Here is a 3,438-nt window from a genome sequence, read left to right as displayed (position 1 = left end):
CTTTTACCCAGCAACACCCCCAAGTTGTTTCCACTATGGGGCTTTAGAAAAACTCTTGCCTGGAGTCTGACGTATATTAACCGACTCATTGGACTTACAGGGAATTAACCTCACTTAATGAATCGTGCCTCCAGAGGACTCGGAATTTTTGTTCCGTCTTTTGCCGTGCCCATTAAGTTGGTCACACGGTACCACTAGGCTGCGCTCCTTGACCCCCACCTGAGTCGCGCGAGGTGGAGGAATGCGTCGCTATTATTGTTCAATGGGGGCTTGAGATGCCCAAAGACAGGGCAAAATAAAGAATTCTTATTTTGTGTCTTTTGTCAAGTACCTGTTCTCAACAAAAGTCAACCCCATAGATATTGAGTCGAGCTACGAAATTAACGGTTAAAGCGTTGCGACTGTCAACACGTGGGGCGGAATCCCATCTGGGGGATAAATCCAATTTAAGCGAACCCTTCGCGAGGTATTGGCGGGAATTCTCAACACCGCTAACGGCGATCCCTGCGGTCCGTGAAATTGTGTCAGATGGACGAAACTGGTCATAACGGTTTGGGAAAACTCCTCGTACGTGATTTTGACAGTTCCACGAAACGCCAGTTCGTCGATCGCTTCGGCGAATTCGACGCGATCGCCTTCAATGGCGATGGGAGACGAGAGCGACACGACGACCGATTGCGCCTCGGGTAAATTGTTATAAATGGGAAGGTCGATGTCGTACTCGATCCCCGCGTAAGTGCGGTTAAATCGAGATTCAGAGGGAGCGATCGCGCGATCGACCAGTTCTCGGTTGAGGTGTAAACAGACTGACGATCGCGGCGTGGGGATCGTTAAAACGGGCGTGTTGGCGTCGTCCGTTACCCGAGTCCGCCAGCGGGTTCCTCGCAACACGGCGGCGTCTCCCTCGAGTTGTTCTCCCGACTCTAGCAGTTCCAACCATTGCACGAGGGTCGGCGGTTCGTCGCTGGAACGGACTAAACTTGCGATGTATACCGGATCGGATGTCGAAAGCCCTATGAAGGTGGTGCGATCGTTCGTCGGTTCGCCAGGAGGAATTTCGGCGTTGAGTAACAGCGTGGTTTCTCCCGCCTCGAGGGTCAAACGTTCTGGGAAGATCTCTTGACGGGTTTTTCGCAACACCGCATCCGTCACGCAACTCGCCGAACCCGAATACACTGTTCCGTCGGGGTTTTCGACGGTTTCGGGAAAATGCTGAATTGGGGCGTCGGGATCTGTGGCGACACTCGCCGCTGTGGGAATTTCGATCTCGACGGGGCGATCGCTGGCGTTTTGTAGCAAAATTGCCTGATACGAGGGTTTGAACCCGTCGCGATCGCCCCACTGCACCGACTGATGGATTAAAACCTCGAAATTTCCCGTCAACGGGCGATCGAGATGGGCGTTTCCCTCAAGCGGAAACGTCGAAACGAGAATTCCCGTCGTCTCTGCTGGGTGAGACGACTTCGCGTAAACCAAGGGTGTCGCGTTGAGAAAACCGGGAAGTCCTCTGACTCGGGGCGGACGTTCTACCCCCACGACGTATTCGAGGGGAACTCCATCGAGTTTCAATACCCGAGACAGCAACGCCGCGACTTCTCCTCGCGTGATGGGGCGATCGCTTTCTAAGCGTTTGGGGTTGGGGTAACTCACGATCGTTCCCGATCGTGCGATCGCTGCGACTGCATCTCTGGCGTATTCAGGAACGACATTCGCATCGTCGAACCAGTGATTTAACACCTCGAGGCTGTCGTCGCCGTCGAAGCGCAATTGTAAATACGATCCCACGGCGAGAAAGGCTTCGAGACGAGGAATCGGGCGATTCGGTTGAAAGGTTCCATCGGGATAACCGGAGAAAAAACCCCGTTCGGCGGCTTGGCGAACGTCGCGATATCCCCAGTAGGCTGGGGGAACGTCGCGAAACTGAATTCCCGGTTTGACTGTTTCTGCATCGGGAAACGCCCGACACACTAACGAGGCGAATTCCGCCCGCGTGAGGTATTTTTCTGGGCGAAAGGTGCGATCGGGGTAGCCACTGACGATGTCCCGTTGGGCGAGTTGTTCGATGCAAAGTTGCGCCCAGTGGTTCGCAATGTCGGTAAACATTTGATGGTGACGGGTAATCGGTGATGCAGCGATTATATCGTTGTGGGAAATGGTTCGCGATCGATCTCGTCGTGTTGGAGTCGATCGGACGAATATTTTATCTTGACTCGATGGACTTAATAGGTGTTGTTTTTTGTTAAAAAAAACGAATCTAACTATTTTGAACCCCTTGGATTATCCTTGTTATGTCTCATTTTCTACAATCTTTTCGGGTTTACGCTGGCGGTTGGTGTACGGCGACTTTTCCCAGAACGTCCTGAAGTTGTCCAGTCTTCTTTTTCTAGCTTAGCAGCGTAAACCGCTTAAAAAAAAAGGCTTAGGTAGGTTGAGTTTTTTGACTTGATATATTGCTATCAAAGCAAAAAAACATCAACCAAACAGATTCTGCATTGTGACCCTGCCAACCTCTTAAATATCGAGAGCTTCAATACCTTGAGTTGAGTATCGAACAGAATTATCAATGAAGGTATCGACTGAAATTAAATCGGGATGTCCATTATGATAATTGTTTTTAACTAAAGTTTGGCAATACTTAGGAATTGTCATATAGCAGTACGAATTTGTTTGCGGATTGTTTTCAGGATAGATCGTTACGGTATGGGATTTTCAGCCGATCTGTTTCCGCAAACCATTTAGGATTGCTATATTCATAAATTCACCCACCATGCTACTATAGCCAGCCCAACTGATTCGTGAATCCTTGTAATCTGAAAGTACTGTAGAAATGCGATCCCAACTACAGAGGGCGTTCACGACTCAAATGATTCTGCTATAAAATTAGTGGGCATTAGAAAACTTTATAGGTGCGCCATGTTTTTTAATAAAGTTGATTATTTATAAAGCCGATAAACTCAATAAAATCTCTCATTGAATGACAAATATAATTCGCTGTTAACCCATAAGGCAAGGAACAATCAGAATTAAAATTGTTTTTCAGAACAGGCTTAGGAATACAAGCTTGCTTCTCCTTACTCATGCTCTATATTTTGATGAATTTATAAGAACTTTGAAGACTAAACGCCAAGCACATTGGTAATTTTAGCGATATTCAAGTCAAAAATATTCCGTTCTCCTATTTCAATCAATCCAACATAAGTTCTATGTAAGGGGTGCATCTCACTTTGGCGATCGGAACCCCACCCAGCCTCCCCTTACTAAGGGGAGGTGCCGAAGGCGGAGGGGTCGTTCTACGAAATTGAGATGCACCCTATGTAGGGCTTGCTGAAAAGAAGTGAAAAGCTTACGACGTAAGGCTTAGAGGAGTCTTGACATGGCTTCGAGAACCCGAAAAAGAGGTAAAATTGGAAATTCCTGTGCATCCGGCAAGAAAAAATG

General features: G+C 48.3%; 1 protein-coding gene. It reads right to left on the bottom strand.

Annotated features, from left to right (window positions below; genetic code table 11):
• Positions 1–387: 387 nt before the first annotated feature.
• Positions 388–2,103, bottom strand: coding sequence for a DUF3370 family protein (locus tag POG22_RS00310; protein WP_498902978.1), 1,716 nt, complete (start codon positions 2,101–2,103; stop codon positions 388–390).
• Positions 2,104–3,438: the final 1,335 nt, after the last annotated feature.

The sequence above is a fragment of the Geitlerinema sp. CS-897 genome (assembly GCF_028368005.1).
In the GTDB taxonomy this organism is placed as follows: Bacteria; Cyanobacteriota; Cyanobacteriia; order Cyanobacteriales; family Geitlerinemataceae; genus Baaleninema; species Baaleninema simplex.
This window is presented reverse-complemented; position numbering and strand designations above follow the sequence as displayed.

Bases quoted from the DNA above. Each gene is read 5' to 3' on its own strand.
- POG22_RS00310 (WP_498902978.1), bottom strand. From the start codon at position 2,103: ATGTTTACCGACATTGCGAACCACTGGGCGCAACTTTGCATCGAACAA.